We start from the raw sequence: 16,020 nt of genomic DNA on the forward strand, positions 1-16,020 counted from the left end.
GCCGCGCTAGCCCCGCATCCGGAAATGGCGCAGGCGCATCCCGAAGGCCGCCAGCCAGGCGAAGTAGACCACCGCCCCGGCCGCCACCAGCCCCGCCATCCAGGCGGCGCGGGTCCAGACGCTCCAGCCGAGCCAGGCCTGCCAGTCCGGCGCGAGCCACCAAAGCCCGGCCCCCATCACCGCGCAGCCGCCAAGCAGCTGCACCGCGTAGCGCCCCCAGCCCGGCTGGAAGACCAGCACGCCCTGCTTTCTGAGCAGCCAGCCGAGCAGCCCGGCGTTGAGGAAGGCCGAGAGCGCCGTGGCGAGCGCCAGGCCGGCGTGGGCCAGCGGCCAGATCAGGATCAGGTTGAAGACCATGTTGGCGACCATGGCGATGATGCCGACCTTGACCGGCGTCTTGGTGTCCTGGCGGGCGAAGAAGCCAGGCGCCAGCACCTTGATCAGCATGAACGCCACCAGGCCGACGGCATAGGCGCGCAGGCTCATGGCGGCCATGGTGATGTCGCGCTCGGTCATGGCGCCGTAGTGGAACAGCGTGACCAGCAGCGGCTCGGCCAGCACGGAGAGCGCCAGGGCGGCGGGCAGGCCGAGCAGCAGCACGGTGCGCAGCGCCCAGTCGAGCATCGCCGAGAAGTGCTCGCCGGACTGCTCGGCGTGGCGCCGCGAGAGCGCCGGCAGGATCACCGTGCCGATGGCGATGCCGAACACGCCGAGCGGCAGCTCCACCAGGCGATCCGAGTAGTAGAGCCAGGAGACGCTGCCGGCGGCCAAGAGCGATGCCAGCACGGTATCGAGCAGCAGGTTGATCTGCGACACCGAGACCCCGAACAGCGCCGGCGCCATCAGCCGGAGGATGCGCCGCACCCCGCTGTGGGCGAAGTCGGGCCAGGGCCGCGGCAGCAGCCCCAGCCGCGCCAGGAAGGGCACCTGAAAGGCCAGCTGGGCGGCCCCGGCGATCAGCACGCCCCAGCCCAGGGCCATGGCCGGCTCGGCGAACAGCGGCGTCAGCAGCAGCGCGGCCCCGATCAGCGACAGGTTGAGCAGCACCGGCGTGAAGGCCGGCACGGCGAAGCGGTTCCAGGTATTGAGCGTGCTGCCGGCGAAGGCCGTCAGCGAGATCAGCAGCAGATAGGGGAAGGTCAGCCGCAGCATGTCGGCGGTCAGCGCCAGCTTCGCCGGGTCGCGACCGAAGCCGGGCGCGAAGACCCACACCAGCCAGGGGGCGGCCAGCATCGCCAGCGCCGTGATCAGCGCCAGCACCGCCGTGAGGCTGCCGGCCACCGCGTCGAGCAGCTCCTTCACCTCGCGCTTGCTGCCCCGGGTCGCATATTCCGACAGCACCGGCACGAAGGCCTGGTTGAAGGCGCCCTCGGCGAACAGCCGGCGCAGGAAGTTGGGGATCTTGAAGGCGACGAAGAAGGCATCGGCGCCGTCGCCGGCCCCGAAGAGGGTCGCGATCACCACGTCGCGCACCAGCCCCATGACCCGTGAGAGCATGGTCATCACGCTGACCACCAGGCCGGAGCGCATCAGGCCGCCCGCCTTGGGCGCCACGGCGCGGTCGTCGTCGGCGACCGCCGGGGAGGCGGGCTTTTCGTCCCGGGACTCGGGGGGCTGCTCGTGATCCATCACCGTCGGCTCCTCGTACGGCGCTTGGCAGGAATAGCGGACACAAAAAAACCGGCCGCAGCCGGTTTTTCTGCTGGCGCTCGACCGGCTTACGCCGCGAGTGCCTTGATGCGCTTGTTCAGGCGGCTCTTCATGCGAGCGGCCTTCTTCTTGGACATCACGTCCTTGTCGGCGATGCGGTCGATGACCGGCTGCGCCGCCTTGAAGGCGTCCATCGCCTGGCCGTGGTCACCGCTCTGGATGGCCTTGATGACGCGCTTGACGTAGGTACGAACCATGCTGCGCTGGCTCGCCTTCAGGACACGACGACCTTCTGCCTGACGGGCACGCTTGCGGGCTTGCTTGCTGTTAGCCACTGACTGTCTCCTTGGAGAAAGTTGTAACCACCGACTGCGGGTGGCATTTGATAACGATTTGATCCAACAGGGAAATAAAAAATCCCCGCCGGCCTGGCCATCTTTCCCGACGGCGCGCTTGAGCGCCATCGTCTACGGGCCGTGTCTGAGAGGATGGAGTATCCTATCACGCGCCCCCTGGGCTTGCCAGCCCCGAACGCCTCCGGGCCGACGGCCGCCAGCCCGCGCCGGGCGCGGCCCCTAGAGCACCACCAGGTTGTCGCGGTGGATCAGCTCCGGGGCCTCCATGTAGCCGAGGATCGCCTCGATCTGGTGGCTCGGCTTGCCGACCAAGAGGCGGGCCTCGTCGGCGCCGTAGTTGACCAGCCCCTTGGCCACGCGATGCCCCTGCTCATCGACGCAGAGCACCATGTCGCCGCGGCGGAACTCGCCGCTGACGCCGGTCACGCCCACCGCCAGCAGGCTGGAGCCGCTGCCCTTGAGCACCTTCACCGCCCCGGCATCCAGGACCAGGCTGCCGCGCACCTGCAGCTGCCCCGCCAGCCAGCGCTTGCGCGCCGCCATCGGCGCCTGCTCCGGCAGCAGCAGGGTGCCCAGCCGCTCGCCCTCGGCCAGCCGCGTGAGCACCGCCGGCTGGCGTCCGCTGGCGATCGCCGTGACCGCCCCGGAACGGGCCGCCAGCCGCGCGGCCCTCACCTTGGTGGTCATGCCACCGCGGCCCAGCGCCCCGCCGCCGCCGGCCACCGCGGCCAGGCTCGGATCGTCGGCGCGCCCCTCGGCGATCAGCGTCGCTTCGGGGTTGCTGCGCGGGTCGGCATCGAAGAGCCCCTCCTGGTCGGTGAGGATCACCAGGGCGTCGGCCTCGAGCAGGTTAGCGACCAGGGCGCCGAGGGTGTCGTTGTCGCCGAAACGGATCTCGTCGGTGACCACGGTGTCGTTCTCGTTGATCACCGGCACCACCCGCAGGCCGACCAGGGTGCGCAGCGCCGAGCGCGCATTGAGGTAGCGCTTGCGGTTGGAGAGGTCGTCGTGGGTGAGCAGCACCTGGGCGGTCAGCAGGCCGTGGCGGGCAAAGTGGCCCTCGTAGCACTCGGTGAGGCCGTTCTGACCCACCGCCGCCGCGGCCTGCAGCTCGTGCACCGCCGAGGGCCGCACCTGCCAGCCCAGGCGTACCATGCCGGCCGCCACGGCCCCGGACGAGACCAGCACCACCTCGATGCCGCGACGGTGCAGCGCGGCGATCTGGTCGACCCAGCCGCCGATGGCCGCCTCGTCGAGGCCGCGACCGTCGTTGGTCAGCAGCGCGCTGCCGATCTTCACCACCACCCGGCGGGCGCGCTTGAGCGCCTCGCGACCGATCACCTGCTCATTGCGTTCCATCCGACCCTCGGTTCACCGTCGGCAGGCGCTGGCCCGCCTCTCGCCCTCAGGGCGCGTACTCGATCTCGACGTCGTGATCGTCGTCGTCATCGAAGTCATCGTCCTCGTCGACGCGCGGGCGCTTGCGCCCCAGGCGGGCCTCGGTGCGCGCCACGGCCTCTTCCTCCATGCGTTCGCGCATCTCGCGCGCCCGCTCGGCGGCCTCCTCGTCCTCGTGCTCCAGCCGGCGCTGCTCGGTGAGCCAGCGGTAGGCGGCCTGCACCAGGGCGTCGGTGCCGTCGCCGGAGATCGCCGAGACCCGAAACACCGGCCCCTGCCAGCCGAGCCGGCGCACGATCTCGTCGGCCGTCGCCTCGCGCTCCTCGGCCGGCAGCAGATCGAGCTTGTTGAGCACCAGCCAGCGCGGCAGTTCGGCCAGCGCCGGCGAGAACTCGCCGAGTTCGTGGATGATCGCCTCGGCGGCCTGCACCGGGTCGGACTCGTCGAAGGGCGCGACGTCCACCACGTGGAACAAGAGCCGGGTGCGGGTCAGGTGCTTTAGGAAGCGCAGGCCCAGGCCGGCGCCGTCGGAGGCGCCCTCGATCAGGCCGGGCACGTCGGCCATCACGAAGTGCTCGTGCATGCCGAGCTTCACCACGCCGAGGTTGGGCACCAGGGTGGTGAAGGGGTAGTTGGCGACCTTGGGCTTGGCCGCGGAGACCGAACGGATCAGCGTCGACTTGCCGGCGTTGGGCAGGCCCAGCAGGCCCACATCGGCCATCACCTTCATCTCCAGGCGCAGGTTGCGCCGCTCGCCCTCGGTGCCCGGGGTGGTGCGCCGCGGCGCGCGATTGGTGGAGGACTTGAAGTGGATGTTGCCGAGCCCGCGGCGTCCCGCCTGGGCCACCAGCACCACCTGGCCGATCTCGGTGACGTCGGCGATCACCTCGAGGGTATCCTCGTCGATCACCGTGGTGCCCACCGGCACCTTGACGTGCAGGTCCTCGCCGGCGCGCCCGCTCATCTGCCGCCCCTGGCCGGGCTGGCCGTTCTGCGCCTTGTAGAAGCGCTGGTACTTGAAGTCGATGAGGGTATTGAGGGAGTCGTCACCGATCAGGTAGACGCTGCCGCCGTGCCCGCCATCGCCCCCGTCGGGGCCACCCTTGGGCACGTACTTCTCGCGGCGGAAGCTCAGGCAGCCATTGCCGCCCTTGCCGGCTTCCACGATGATCGAGGCTTCGTCGACGAACTGCATCTGTCACTCTCCAGGCGGCCTGTGCCGCCATGATACAAGAAGGCCCCGCCTGGGCGGGGCCTTCTCGATGCAAATGCCGGCGGTCTCAGGCAGAGACGACGCTGACGAACTTGCGGTTCTTCGGGCCCTTGGTCTCGAACTTGACCACGCCTTCGTCCAGGGCGAACAGGGTATGGTCCTTGCCGATACCGACGCCGGTGCCGGCGTGGAACTTGGTGCCACGCTGACGCACGATGATGTTGCCCGGGTTGACGACCTGGCCGCCGAAGAGCTTCACGCCGAGGCGTTTGGATTCGGAATCGCGACCGTTACGTGTGGAGCCCGCTGCCTTCTTATGAGCCATTGCAAATACCTCGCTCGTTCAGGGGGTCAGCCGCTTACGCGGAGATCCCGGTGATCTTGACTTCAGTGAACCACTGACGGTGGCCCTGACGCTTCATGCTGTGCTTGCGGCGACGGAACTTGAGGATGGTCACCTTGTCACCGCGGCCGTGGGACACAATCTCGGCCGCCACCTTGGCGCCCTCGACGGTCGGGGCGCCGATCTTGACGTCCTCGTCGCTACCCACCAGCAGGACCTCATCGAACTCGATGGTGTCGCCGGTCGGCACTTCCAGCTTCTCGAGCTTGAGAGTCTGGCCTTCCTGAACGCGGTACTGCTTGCCGCCGCTCTTAATCACTGCGTACATGCTTTTCTCTCCAGGACTCATCGGGTGTTGGCTCTTCATCGACCTGCTGCGAGTGGCGCCGCTCTTGGCAGCCATCTGACAGGGAGCATGATGAGTGGGGTCGCGGATTATAACCGTGCGCGAGATCGCACACAACCCGCCCCGCGCGCCTCTCGCCGTGCCGCCGCGCCCCGGCCAGGCCCCGCCTCCGGCGCGCCTTGACGCCCCCATGGGGGGCCCATAGCATGGCCGGCAACCCAAGGCCACCTGGGCCCTCTCGCCCCGGCCCCACCTACTCGTCGATACCGCCTCCATGCCAGCCAACGCCCCGCCCCCGTCAGCCAGCGCCAACGCCCACTCGTCGCTTCACGCGGTCGTCGCCGACGACTTCGCCGCCGTGAACCGGACCATCCTGGACCAGCTCACCTCGCGCATCCCGCTGGTGGAGACCATCGGCCAGTACATCATCGAGAGCGGCGGCAAGCGGCTGCGCCCGCTGCTGGTGCTGCTGGCGGCGCGCTCGCTGGGCTACGCGGGCGACAAGCACGTGACGCTCGCCACCCTGGTCGAGTTCATGCACACCTCGACCCTGCTCCACGACGACGTGGTCGACGAGTCGCACATGCGCCGCGGCAAGGCGACCGCCAACGACTCCTGGGGCAACGCCCCCTCGGTGCTGGTCGGCGACTTTCTCTACTCGCGCTCCTTCCAGATGATGGTCAACGTGGGCTCGATGCGAATCATGGAGGTGCTCTCGGCGGCCACCTGCACCATCGCCGAGGGCGAGGTGCAGCAGCTGACCAACGTCGGCAATCCCGACGTGGACGAGGCCGCCTACTTCGAGACCATCCAGGGCAAGACCGCCATGCTCTTCGAGGCGGCCTCCCACAGCGGCGCCCTGCTCGCCGGCGCCACCCCGGAGCAGGAGGCCGCGCTGCGCGACTACGGCCGCTACCTGGGTCTCGCCTTCCAGCTGGTCGACGACCTGCTCGACTACCAAGGCGACGCCGAGGCCATGGGCAAGAACGTCGGCGACGACCTGGCCGAGGGCAAGCCGACCCTGCCGCTGATCCAGGCCATGGCCGCCGGCACCGCCGAGCAGGCCAAGGTGATCCGCCAGGCCATCCGCAAGGGCGGCCTCGAGCGCCTCGAGGAGGTACTGGCCATCGTGCGCGACACCGGCGCCCTGGACTACACCCGCGCCAAGGCCGAGGAGATGTCCGCCAAGGCCCTGGCGCAGCTCGACGCCCTGCCCGACAGCCCCTTCCGCGACAGCATGGCGCACCTCGCCCGCCTGGCGGTGGATCGCCAGAGCTGAATCGACGGCCACGACGGAAAGCCGCGCGAAGGGCTTGCACGTGGCCGCGGTTTGCGTATAATGCCGATCCGTCGCCAGGCATTACGGCGAACAACGGAGTATAGCTCAGCTTGGTAGAGCGCTGCCTTCGGGAGGCAGAGGTCGTAGGTTCGAATCCTGCTACTCCGACCATAGAATTCCGTAGAAACGGCCACTTAGCTCCTCGGAGCGGTGGCCGTTTTTCGTTGCGCGGTGGGTTCGCTCAGGCGCGATAACCCTGTGCCCGCACACCCTCCTTCCTCCCACCTCCGGCATCAGCGCCACATACAGCGCGCCACGCGGCAGCTCCTGTCTCCTGCGTTCCCATGCACGCCTTGCCCGCCCTCTCTGGAGCCATCACAAGCCATGCTAGTCTGTTGATACTCGCGCCCGACAGGAGTCACGCCGATGTTTGATCCACAGAATTTCCGCCTGGACGGTCAGGTCGCCCTGGTGACCGGTGCCGGCGGCGGGATCGGCCGCGCCATCGCCGAGACCTTCGCCCAGGCCGGCGCCGCGGTGCTGGTCACCGACCTGCATGCCGAGGCCGCCGAGCAGGTGGCCATGGAGATCACCGACGGCGGCGGGCGCGCGGTGGGCGCCGCCTGCGACGTCACCCGCGAAGCGGATCTCGCGGCCATCGTCGAGCGTGCCGTCGCCGAGTTCGGCGCGCTGACGCTCTTGGTCAGCAACGCCGGCGGTGGCGGCCCCAAGCCCTTCGACATGCCGATGGAGGAGTTTCGCCGCGCCTACGACCTGAACGTCTTCTCGCTGTTTCGCCTGGCCCAGCTGGCCGTGCCCGAGATGGAGAGGGCCGGCGGCGGCGCGATCCTCGCCATCACCTCGATGTCGGCCGAGAACAAGAACCAGCGCATGGCCTCCTACGGCTCCTCCAAGGCAGCGGCGAGCCACCTGGTGCGCAACATCGCCTTCGACCTCGGGCCGAAGAACATCCGGGTCAACGGCATCGCCCCCGGGGCGACGCGCACCGAGGCCCTGAAGTCGGTGCTCAACGACGAGATCGAAGCGAGGATGCTGACCCATACCCCGCTCAAGCGCCTCGGCGAGCCCGAGGACATGGCCAACGCGGCGCTGTTCCTCTGCGCGCCGGCCTCGAGCTGGATCAGCGGCCAGATCCTCACCGTCTCCGGCGGCGGGGTACAGGAACTCGATTGAACGCAGGCCGCCGCCGGGGCATGACAGCCGCGATGGGGCGGCACCGGTGGCGGCGGTGGATGGCAAGGACACCGCCCGGGACGGCGCGAACGCCGTGGGCACAGCGAGGCACGTCATGACACACACCCGGACCACGGCACGCTCCACGACACTCTTGGCGGCCCTCTCCACCATCCTGCTGCTCGCCGGCACCGCCGTCGCAGGGCCGCCACCGGCCGATGCCGGCTGGATGCAGGGCTTCCCGCCGCCTGAGGAGCGCACCATTCGCTTCACCGACGAGGACTACTTCGCCGGCGACAAGCTCCGCTGGACGGTCTGTCACTTCCGCGAGCTGATGCCCACCGCGGGGGTACGCAGCGGACCCGGCGCCGCCCGCGCCCTCCCCTACGCCCTCGACCCGGCGATCGACGAGGTGAGCTTCCAGTCCACCGACGGCGACGCGCCGATGACCTGGGACGAGGCCTTCGCGGTCAATCGCACCGACGGGCTGCTGGTGCTGCATCGCGGCCGGGTCGTCTACGAGCGCTACGCCGGCTGCCTGGACGAGACCACCCTGCACGGCGTGATGTCGGTGACCAAGTCGATCACCGGGCTGATCGGTGAGATCCTCGTCGCCGAGGGAAAGCTGGACGAGCGCGCCCTCGTCGGCGAGCTGGTGCCGGAGCTCGCCGACAGCGCCTTCGGCGACGCCACCCTGCGCCAGGTGCTCGACATGACCACCGCGCTGGACTACTCCGAGGACTATGCCGACCCCGAGGCCGACGTCTGGACCTACGCCCGCGCCGGCAGCCCGCTGCCGCCGCCCCCCGACTATACCGGCCCGCGCAGCTATTTCGCCTTCCTCGAGACGGTCGAGAAGGCCGGCGAGCACGGCGAGGCCTTCGGCTACCGCACCATCAACTCCGATGCGCTGGGCTGGATCATCGCCCGCGCCACCGGACAGAGCGTCGCCGACTGGCTGGCCGAGCACGTCTGGACGCGCCTGGGCGCCGAGCGCGAGGCCTTCTACACGGTCGACTCGATCGGCACGCCCTTCGCCGGCGGCGGCTTCAACGCCACCCTGCGCGACCTCGGCCGGCTGGGCCAGCTGATCCTCGACGAGGGACGCCTGAACGGCGAGCAGCTGCTGCCCGCCGCCGCCATCGCGCGCCTCCGCGAGGGCGGCGACAAGGCCGCCTTCGCCAGGGCCGGCTACGCCGCCCTCGACGGCTGGAGCTATCGCGGCATGTGGTGGGTCAGCCACGACGACCACGGCGCCTTCGCCGCCCGCGGCGTGCACGGCCAGACGATCTGGATCGACCCCACCGCCGAGATGGTCATCGTGCGCCTGGCCTCCCATCCCATCGCGGCCAACGCGGCCACCGACCCGACCTCGCTGCCCGCCTACCGGGCGGTGGCCGACTACCTGATGGCACAGGACCAGGCCCGCTGACCGACGGCACGCGCTCGCAACGCCGGTAAGGCCACTTCCCGGCTATCCTAGGAGGCACGGCCTCGTCCAACGCGGCGAAGCGCCGGATCACGGAGGGAGTGCCGGGGCCATGGAGCAGATCCATTTCGTGCCGCTGCTGCTGTCGGAGATCGAGCAGTACCTGCGCGGGCTGATCGAGGCCAGTCCGCGAATCATCGCCGCCCTGGTACTGATCTTGATGACCTGGGTCCTGGCGAAGCTGCTGGGAAGCCTCGTCACCCGTCTGGCGCGACGGGCCCGCTTGCGTCGCAACCTGACAGAGGTGCTGGTGATGCTGACCGGCCTGCTTGTCTGGCTGGTCGGGCTGCTCGTCGCCATCACCCTGGTCTTTCCCACGGTCACCCCGGCCAAGGCGCTGACCACGCTCGGGCTCGGCTCCCTTGCCCTCGGCCTGGCCTTCCGTGACGTATTCGAGAACTTCCTGGCGGGGCTTTTGATCCTGTGGCGCGAACCGTTCAAGATCGGCGACCATATCGCCGTGGAGGAGAAGGACGTCGAGGGTCTGGTCGAGCTGATCACCGTCCGCGACAGCCATATCCGCCGCACCGACGGTCAGCGGATCGTGGTACCTAACGCTCTGCTATTTCAAAATCCGGTGATCGTGCGCACTGACCGCGATGTGCGCCGCACCTCGATCATCGTCGGTATCGCCTATGGAGAGGACGTCGATGTTGCCCGCAGCGTGATCGAAGACGCGGTGCGTTGCGTCGACTCGGTGCGCGACGATGTTCGCGACATCCAGGTCTTCGCCCAAGCCTTCAGTGAGAGCTCGATCGATTTCGAGGTCACCTGGTGGACCGGCTCCAAACCGGTGGACATTCGCTCTTCTCGGGATCAAGTGGTCGCGGCGATCAAGCGAGCTCTCGATGAGCACGGCATCGAGATCCCCTTCCCCTACCGCACCCTGGTGTTCAAGCCCGCCGCGCCGATGACCCTCGCACCTGCCCGCCCCGAGGACGACGACTGAGGCTCGCTGCTCCGCCGCTCCCCCCTGCCGCATTCCCTGCACGCATCCCCCCATTCCCAGATAGCGCTTGCCGAAAGACCCGCATCAGCCGCTATGGTACGCAGCCATGCGCCCGGTGCATCGCCGGGAAATAACGATAACGGGAGCGATGACTATGCAGAGTTCGATTCGGCCGCTGGTGTTCTGGCCGACCTTTCTGGTGCTGATGGGCGCCGTGATCGCCAGCTATCTCGACCTCGAGACCTTTCTGGCCACCACCAGCGCGCTTAACGATGCCATCCTCGATCACTTCTCCTGGCTGTTCAGCCTGAGCAGCCTCTACCTGCTGGTGCTGGCCGTGGTGGTCTACGTCTCGCCGCTGGGCCGGCTGCGCATCGGCGGTGAGCACGCCGTGCCGCTGCTCTCCAAGCTGCGCTGGTTCTCGATCACCCTGTGCACCACCCTCGCTGTGGGCGTGCTGTTCTGGACCACCGCCGAGCCGCTCTATCATCTGATGGGGCCGCCGGAATCCCTGGGCATCGAGGCCGAGTCCAGCGAGGCGGCGCTGTTCGCCATGTCGACGATGTTCCTGCACTGGACCTTCACCCCCTACGCCATCTATGCGGTGCCGGCGCTGATCTTCGCCCTGGCCTTCTATAACCGCCGCCTTAAGTTCTCGATCTCCAGCATGCTCGAGCCGGTGTTCGGGCCGCGTATCCTGCGCTACGCCGGGATCATCGACGCCCTGGCGCTCTACTCGTTGGTGGCGGGCATGGCCTCGACCCTGGGCACCGGCGCGCTGACCCTGGCCGGCGGGACCGGTCAGTATCTGGAGGGCGATACCAGCCCGTTGCGCCTCGGGGTGATCATCGCGGTGATCGTGGTGACCTTCGTTCTCTCGGCGGCCAGCGGCTTGAAGAAGGGCATCGCACGACTCTCGGCGCTCAACGCCTGGCTGCTGCTGGCGCTGGGCCTGTTCGTCTTCGTCTTCGGCCCCACGGTGTTCATGCTGCAGATCGGCACCGAGTCGTTCGGCGTCTTCCTGGACCACTTCTTTACCCGCAGCCTGTTCACTGGCGCCGCCGGCAACGACCAGTGGCCCTACTGGTGGTCGATCTTCTACTGGGCGATCTGGTTCGCCTGGGCGCCGGTTGCCGCGCTGTTCCTTGGCAAGATCTCATTGGGCTACACCGTGCGCGAGTTCCTGCGCGTCAACCTGCTCTACCCGGCGCTGTTCGCCGCGGTGTGGATCACGATCTTCTCCGGCGCGGCACTCTACTTCCAGCTGCGCACCGGCATCGATCTGCACGCGGTGCTCGACGAGCGCGGGGTCGAGCACGTGCTCTATACCCTGTTCCGCGAGCTGCCGCTAGCCGGGATCTGGATACCGCTGCTGCTGTTCATCGCTTACGTCTCCTACGTCACCGCTGCCGACTCTCAGACCGACGCCATCGGCAACCTCTGCACTCGCGGACTGACCGCCGACTCCGACCTCAACGCCGGCCTGCGCATGAAGGTGATGTGGGGCGTGATCGTCGGCATCGTCTCCTGGGTGATGGTCAGCTTCGTCGGCATCGACGGAGTCAAGATGCTCTCCAACCTAGGCGGTCTGCCGGCGATGCTGATCATCCTGCTGGCCAGCGGCTCGCTTTGGGTCTGGCTCAAGGCGCCGGAGTCCCTGCACGCGCCCCAGGCTTCGCCGCGTCCGGCCGCCAGCGCCAGGAACACCCTCTCATCCTCCGCACAGGACGCTCCTTGATCATGCACGTGAAGCACGACTTTCCCCACGCGGTGCGCGAGATCCCGCACCTCGAGATTCCGCTCGCCGATGGCACACGCCTGGCGGCCCGGCTGTGGCTGCCCGAGGGCGCCGAGCAGACGCCGGTACCGGCGATCCTCGAGTACCTGCCCTACCGCAAGCGCGATGGCACCGTGGTCCGCGACGAACTGACCCATCCCTACTTCGCCGGTCACGGCTACGCCTGCCTGCGGGTCGATATCCGCGGCAACGGCGAGTCAGAGGGGCTGATGCTGGACGAGTACCTGGCCCAAGAGCAGGCTGATGGGCTCGAGGTGATCGACTGGCTGGCCCGCCAGCCCTGGTGCAACGGCAGGGTCGGCATGATGGGCATCTCCTGGGGTGGCTTCAATTCGCTGCAGCTCGCCGCGCACCGGCCCGAGCCGCTCAAGGCGATCATCACCCTGTGCTCCACCGACGATCGCTACGCCGACGATATCCACTACAAGGGCGGCAACCTGTTGCTCGAGAACCTCGGCTGGGCGGCGACCATGCTCAGCTTCTCCGCGGCAGTCCCCGACCCGGCGCTGGTCGGCGACAGTTGGCGGGAGCGCTGGAAGCATCGCCTGGACAACATGCCGCTGATGGCCGAGACCTGGCTTAACCACCAGACTCGCGACGCCTACTGGCGGCACGGCTCGGTGGCGGTCAACTACGCCGACATCGAGGCCGCCGTCTACTGCGTGGGCGGCTGGGGCGACGCCTACAAGAACAGCATCCCTCGGCTGATGGAGCAGCTTCACGGCCCGAAGAAGGCGCTGATCGGCCCCTGGATCCACAAGTATCCGCACTTCGCCGTACCCGATCCGGCCATCGGCTTCCTCCAGGAGGCGCTGCGCTGGTGGGATCACTGGCTCAAGGGCGAGGAGACCGGAGTGATGGACGAGCCGGCGGGCACCTTCTACCTGCAGGACGGCCTGCCCCCCAAACCCATGCATCGCGAGCGCCCCGGCGACTGGGTGCGCACCGAGGGCTGGCCAAGTCGCCACGTCGAGCCGCACCGCTACTCGCTGACCGATGCCGGCCTGGTCGAGGGAGAGGCCGAACTGACGCACCCGCGGATCGTGAACTCGCCGCTGACCGCCGGCAGCCAGCAGGGCGAGTACTGCGCCATCTGGTTCGGCCCCGACCTGCCCGCGGAACAGAGTCGCGACGACGCCTATGCCCAGGTCTTCGACGGCGCGCCGGTCACCGAGCCGGTCTCGATCCTCGGCAAGCCACGAGTGCGCCTGAGGCTCGCCAGCGACCAGGCCGGCGGCCAGCTCACCGTGCGCCTCAACGACATCGGCCCCGACGGGCGGGTGGCGATGATCACCTACGGGGTGCTCAACCTGGGGTTGCGTGAGGACCTGGGCCGGCTCGATCCGCCGACCCCGGGCGAGCCCCTCGACGTCGAACTGGAGCTCGACATGGTGGGTTACCGGCTGCCGGCCGGTCACCGGCTGCGGGTCTCGGTCTCCTCGGCCAACTTCCCGCTGCTGTGGCCGAGCCGCCGGCGCACCGCCCTGACTCTGCTGCCCGGCGCCCAGCGCCTGGAGCTGCCGGTGTTCCACGGCGAGACGGTGGCCAACCCCTTCGCGCCGCCGGAGTCAGCGCCCCCGGCGCGCCTCGAGACCCTGCGCCAGCCGGCGCCGCGACGCACTGTGCAGGAGGACGTGGCTAGTGGCGCGGTCACCACCATCGTCGAGGACGACCTCGGTGCCGTGCGCCTGCTCGACCACGGCCTGTGGGTCGACCAGCACTGCCGCGAGACCTACACCGCCCACCCCGAGGATGCCGACCTGGCCCGCGCCGAGATCGTCTGGCACTACCGCGCCGGCCGCGACGAGGGCGAGGGCCGGTTCGCGGTGGAGGTGGATAGCCGCTACTGGCTGAGTGCGGATGCCGACACCTTCTTTCTGGAGGCCGAGCAGGTGGCCCGCGACGACGGCGTGGAGGTACATCGCCGACGCTGGAAGACCGAAGTGCCGCGCGGCGCGGTCTGAGGCCTGGCATGACGGGGCACCAAAGCGAGCATGGTATCCTCGGGGGCAACGCCCTGTTGCCCTGCACCGAGACCTCCATGCCGAGTCGCGACGCCCTGCCACCTCTGACGTGCCTGCGCGCCTTCGAGGCGGCCGCCAGGCACGGCAGTTTCACCCAGGCCGGCGGCGAGCTCAGCCTGACCCAGAGTGCGATCAGCCGCCAGATCAAGCGCCTCGAGAAGGACCTGGGGCGCCCGCTGTTCGAACGCACCGCCGATGGGCTGCGGCCGACGCCGGCCGGCGCGCACTACTTCCGAGTGGTTCAGCGCCTGCTGCGCGAGCTGGGTGACGAGACCGCCCGGCTGCGCCGCCACGGTGACGATCACCAGCTGACCCTGGCATCGAGCCCGACCATCGCCTCCCACTGGCTCGCACGGCGGCTGCCCGACTTCCAGCGTGCCCATCCCGAGATCGAAATCCGCATCCTGACCGTCGAGGACCCCTACCGCCTCAATCTCGACGAGTTCGACCTGGCGTTCTACTACCACCTGAAGGGCGAAGTCGACCCGCCCGGCCTCCTCGCCGAACCGCTGTTCGGCGGCGAGGAGGTCATCGCCGTGTGCAGTGCCGCCTATCTGGAGCGCCATGGCGCGATCCACGACGCGGCTGACCTGCTGGCGCACCACACCCTGCTGGTGGTCGAGGACCACTATAACGATTGGCTGACCTGGGAGGCCTGGTATCGCGCCTTGGGGCTCGACTGGCACCCTCCGGCCCACCGCCTGCGAGCCAACAGCTTTCAGCTGCTGATGAACGCCACCCTGGCCGGCCAGGGTGTGACCCTCGGCTGGGCCAAGCTGCTCGAAGCCGATCTGCGTCAGGGCACCCTGGTACAGGCGCTGCCTCAGTCACTGCCAAGCCCCGGCACCCTCTCGCTGCTGACTCCGCAACACCGCCATCTGCGTGCCGCACCACGTACCTTTCGCGACTGGTTGCTGGACGATCAGCATGGCGACGAATGCCAGGTCCACTCGAGAGATGCCGCCCCCTGACGTCGCCTTGCCAAAAGCCGGCGACGAAAAAATCGCCTCCCAAATGGGTTCACCTCACCCGGCCCTAACACCCCGCAGCCGCTGCCCCAAGGTCACCGCGCCCAGCAGCAGCGCGCCGACCAGCAGGCCGAAGAGCATGTTGAGCAGCGACGGCCCCAGGCCGTGGACCACGGCATCGAGGCCTGGCACGTCGAGCCGGGCCTCGGCCACGCCCTGCACCAGGTGGTGCAGCGCGGGAATGCCGTGGGTGAGGATGCCGCCCCCGACCAGGAACATCGCCACGGTGCCGATCACCGACAGGGCCTTCATCAGGTAGGGCGCGCCGGCCAGCAGGCCACGCCCGACCGGCGCCGACAGCCCCTCGCGGCGGCTCAGGTAGAGCCCCAGGTCGTCGAGCTTGACGATCGCCGCGACCAGCCCGTAGACGCCGACGGTGATCAAGAGGCCGATGCCGATCAGCACCGCGACCTGCATCCCCAGGGGCTCACCGGCGACCGTGCCCAGGGTAATCACGATGATCTCGGCGGAAAGAATGAAGTCGGTGCGCACCGCCCCCTTGATCCGCTGCGCCTCGAAGGCGCGCATGTCGACCGTCTCGTCGGCCACGGCGGCGAGACGCTGGCGGTGCTCCTCCTGCGCCTCTTTGGCATGCAGGAACTTGTGCGCCAGCTTCTCGACGCCCTCAAAGCAGAGGTAGGCGCCGCCGAGCATCAGCAGCAGGGTGACCGCCCAGGGTAGCAGGGCGCTGACCGCGAGCGCTGCCGGGATGAGGATCAGCTTGTTGACGAGCGAGCCGCGGGCCACCGCCCAGACCACCGGCAGCTCGCGGTCGGCCTGCACGCCGGTGACCTGCTGGGCGTTCAGCGCCAGGTCGTCGCCCAGCACGCCGGCGGTCTTCTTGGCCGCCACCTTGGTCATCAGCGAGACGTCATCGAGCAGCGTGGCGATATCGTCGATCAGGGTCAGTAGGCTGCTGCCGGCCACGCAGGAGCTCCTTCTTGGGAGGTAGG

General features: G+C 68.8%; 14 protein-coding genes and 1 tRNA gene. 8 read left to right on the forward strand and 7 right to left on the reverse strand.

Annotated elements, in window-relative coordinates; all coding sequences use genetic code 11:
• Nucleotides 1-6 precede the first annotated feature (6 nt).
• The 6 genes from murJ to rplU form a co-directional block, all read right to left on the reverse strand.
• Nucleotides 7-1,530, reverse strand: a complete 1,524-nt coding sequence (gene murJ, locus C9F13_RS14375; protein ID WP_245888799.1) for a murein biosynthesis integral membrane protein MurJ — start codon at nucleotides 1,528-1,530, stop codon at nucleotides 7-9.
• A gap of 188 nt (nucleotides 1,531-1,718) precedes the next feature.
• Nucleotides 1,719-1,985 carry a 30S ribosomal protein S20 gene (gene rpsT, locus C9F13_RS14380; protein ID WP_108446965.1) on the reverse strand — a complete coding sequence of 89 codons (267 nt, stop codon included), beginning with the start codon at nucleotides 1,983-1,985 and terminating at the stop codon, nucleotides 1,719-1,721.
• Nucleotides 1,986-2,225: 240 nt separating this feature from the next.
• Nucleotides 2,226-3,365 carry a glutamate 5-kinase gene (gene proB / locus C9F13_RS14385; protein ID WP_108446966.1) on the reverse strand — a complete coding sequence of 380 codons (1,140 nt, stop codon included), beginning with the start codon at nucleotides 3,363-3,365 and terminating at the stop codon, nucleotides 2,226-2,228.
• Nucleotides 3,366-3,411: 46 nt separating this feature from the next.
• Nucleotides 3,412-4,599 (reverse strand): Obg family GTPase CgtA, encoded by a 1,188-nt coding sequence (gene cgtA, locus C9F13_RS14390; RefSeq protein WP_108446967.1) that lies wholly within the window; start codon nucleotides 4,597-4,599, stop codon nucleotides 3,412-3,414.
• Nucleotides 4,600-4,684: 85 nt separating this feature from the next.
• Entirely contained in the window at nucleotides 4,685-4,942 is a 258-nt protein-coding gene (rpmA, locus tag C9F13_RS14395) for a 50S ribosomal protein L27 (protein ID WP_040183062.1), read from the reverse strand.
• Between the two features lie 34 nt (nucleotides 4,943-4,976).
• Nucleotides 4,977-5,288, reverse strand: coding sequence for a 50S ribosomal protein L21 (gene rplU / locus C9F13_RS14400; protein WP_108446968.1), 312 nt, complete (start codon nucleotides 5,286-5,288; stop codon nucleotides 4,977-4,979).
• A 292-nt stretch (nucleotides 5,289-5,580) separates the two neighbouring features.
• On the opposite strand from rplU, the gene ispB reads away from it, so the two are divergent.
• From ispB to C9F13_RS14440, 8 genes are all read left to right on the forward strand, one after another.
• A complete protein-coding gene (gene ispB, locus C9F13_RS14405; RefSeq protein WP_108446969.1) occupies nucleotides 5,581-6,585 on the forward strand; it encodes an octaprenyl diphosphate synthase in 1,005 nt (334 codons plus the stop codon).
• 94 nt (nucleotides 6,586-6,679) lie between these two features.
• Nucleotides 6,680-6,756, forward strand: a tRNA-Pro gene (locus C9F13_RS14410).
• A 255-nt stretch (nucleotides 6,757-7,011) separates the two neighbouring features.
• Nucleotides 7,012-7,779, forward strand: coding sequence for a 7-alpha-hydroxysteroid dehydrogenase (gene hdhA, locus C9F13_RS14415; RefSeq protein ID WP_108446970.1), 768 nt, complete (start codon nucleotides 7,012-7,014; stop codon nucleotides 7,777-7,779).
• A 115-nt stretch (nucleotides 7,780-7,894) separates the two neighbouring features.
• Nucleotides 7,895-9,211, forward strand: coding sequence for a serine hydrolase domain-containing protein (locus tag C9F13_RS14420; protein WP_108446971.1), 1,317 nt, complete (start codon nucleotides 7,895-7,897; stop codon nucleotides 9,209-9,211).
• A gap of 109 nt (nucleotides 9,212-9,320) precedes the next feature.
• Nucleotides 9,321-10,217 carry a mechanosensitive ion channel domain-containing protein gene (locus C9F13_RS14425; protein ID WP_108446972.1) on the forward strand — a complete coding sequence of 299 codons (897 nt, stop codon included), beginning with the start codon at nucleotides 9,321-9,323 and terminating at the stop codon, nucleotides 10,215-10,217.
• A gap of 154 nt (nucleotides 10,218-10,371) precedes the next feature.
• Nucleotides 10,372-11,955 carry a BCCT family transporter gene (locus tag C9F13_RS14430; protein ID WP_108446973.1) on the forward strand — a complete coding sequence of 528 codons (1,584 nt, stop codon included), beginning with the start codon at nucleotides 10,372-10,374 and terminating at the stop codon, nucleotides 11,953-11,955.
• A gap of 2 nt (nucleotides 11,956-11,957) precedes the next feature.
• Nucleotides 11,958-13,979: a CocE/NonD family hydrolase gene (locus C9F13_RS14435; protein WP_108446974.1), complete on the forward strand. Its 2,022-nt coding sequence runs from the start codon at nucleotides 11,958-11,960 to the stop codon at nucleotides 13,977-13,979.
• Nucleotides 13,980-13,987: 8 nt separating this feature from the next.
• Nucleotides 13,988-15,010, forward strand: coding sequence for a LysR substrate-binding domain-containing protein (locus C9F13_RS14440; RefSeq protein WP_245888794.1), 1,023 nt, complete (start codon nucleotides 13,988-13,990; stop codon nucleotides 15,008-15,010).
• A 54-nt stretch (nucleotides 15,011-15,064) separates the two neighbouring features.
• On the opposite strand, the gene C9F13_RS14445 is transcribed toward C9F13_RS14440, so the two are convergent.
• The gene (locus C9F13_RS14445; RefSeq protein ID WP_108446976.1) at nucleotides 15,065-15,994 is read right to left on the reverse strand and encodes a DUF808 domain-containing protein; all 930 of its coding nucleotides are present in this window, start codon (nucleotides 15,992-15,994) and stop codon (nucleotides 15,065-15,067) included.
• Nucleotides 15,995-16,020 lie beyond the last annotated feature (26 nt).

It is taken from the genome of Halomonas denitrificans, from assembly GCF_003056305.1.
In the GTDB taxonomy this organism is placed as follows: Bacteria; Pseudomonadota; Gammaproteobacteria; order Pseudomonadales; family Halomonadaceae; genus Halomonas; species Halomonas denitrificans.

Excerpts from the sequence above, each read along its gene's own strand:
- murJ (WP_245888799.1), bottom strand. The coding sequence starts at position 1,530 with ATGCGCTCCGGCCTGGTGGTCAGCGTGATGACCATGCTCTCACGGGTC.
- proB (WP_108446966.1), bottom strand. The coding sequence starts at position 3,365 with ATGGAACGCAATGAGCAGGTGATCGGTCGCGAGGCGCTCAAGCGCGCC.
- cgtA (WP_108446967.1), bottom strand. The coding sequence starts at position 4,599 with ATGCAGTTCGTCGACGAAGCCTCGATCATCGTGGAAGCCGGCAAGGGC.
- rpmA (WP_040183062.1), bottom strand. The coding sequence starts at position 4,942 with ATGGCTCATAAGAAGGCAGCGGGCTCCACACGTAACGGTCGCGATTCC.
- rplU (WP_108446968.1), bottom strand. The coding sequence starts at position 5,288 with ATGTACGCAGTGATTAAGAGCGGCGGCAAGCAGTACCGCGTTCAGGAA.
- ispB (WP_108446969.1), top strand. The coding sequence starts at position 5,581 with ATGCCAGCCAACGCCCCGCCCCCGTCAGCCAGCGCCAACGCCCACTCG.
- hdhA (WP_108446970.1), top strand. The coding sequence starts at position 7,012 with ATGTTTGATCCACAGAATTTCCGCCTGGACGGTCAGGTCGCCCTGGTG.
- C9F13_RS14420 (WP_108446971.1), top strand. The coding sequence starts at position 7,895 with ATGACACACACCCGGACCACGGCACGCTCCACGACACTCTTGGCGGCC.
- C9F13_RS14425 (WP_108446972.1), top strand. The coding sequence starts at position 9,321 with ATGGAGCAGATCCATTTCGTGCCGCTGCTGCTGTCGGAGATCGAGCAG.
- C9F13_RS14430 (WP_108446973.1), top strand. The coding sequence starts at position 10,372 with ATGCAGAGTTCGATTCGGCCGCTGGTGTTCTGGCCGACCTTTCTGGTG.
- C9F13_RS14435 (WP_108446974.1), top strand. The coding sequence starts at position 11,958 with ATGCACGTGAAGCACGACTTTCCCCACGCGGTGCGCGAGATCCCGCAC.
- C9F13_RS14440 (WP_245888794.1), top strand. The coding sequence starts at position 13,988 with ATGACGGGGCACCAAAGCGAGCATGGTATCCTCGGGGGCAACGCCCTG.